1 pseudogene is annotated in these 422 nt (G+C 81.5%); it reads right to left on the minus strand.

Annotation, left to right across the window (positions count from 1 at the left end):
* A pseudogene (locus tag NWP09_RS13285) lies at window positions 1–408 on the minus strand (hypothetical protein); the annotation flags it as partial.
* Window positions 409–422: the final 14 nt, after the last annotated feature.

A 422-nucleotide genomic window follows, 5' to 3' on the forward strand; every position in this document is an offset into this window, starting at 1 on the left:
GGTCTGCGCCGCGGCCTCGGCGCGCGCGGCGGCGGCGGCGGCCTGCTCGGCGCGCTCGAGCTCCGCGTCGAGCGGCGCGACGTCGTCGGCCGTCTCGGGCAGGCCCTGGAGCTCGGCCTGCGCGAGGATCGCCCTCGCGCTCGCGACCGCGTCGTCGTGCGCGCGGATGCGCTCGCGGAGCGCGCTGCGCTCGGCGGCCTCGAGGCGCACGGCCGCGATCGCGTCGCGGTCGGCGAAGCCGAGGTGCTCGAGCGCCTCCCGCCCGGCCGAGGCCGCCTCGCGCTGCTCGGCGGTCGCTCGCTCGAGCTCGGCCTCGGCGTCGCGCCAGTGCTCGAGGGCGTCCCGCCGGGCGGACGCCGCGGCGAGCATCGCGGCGGCGTCGGGCTGGTCGCCGAGGGCCTCCCGCACGCGCGCTCGAGCGT

The sequence above is a fragment of the Agrococcus sp. HG114 genome (genome assembly GCF_024723325.1).
Taxonomy (GTDB): Bacteria; Actinomycetota; Actinomycetes; order Actinomycetales; family Microbacteriaceae; genus Agrococcus.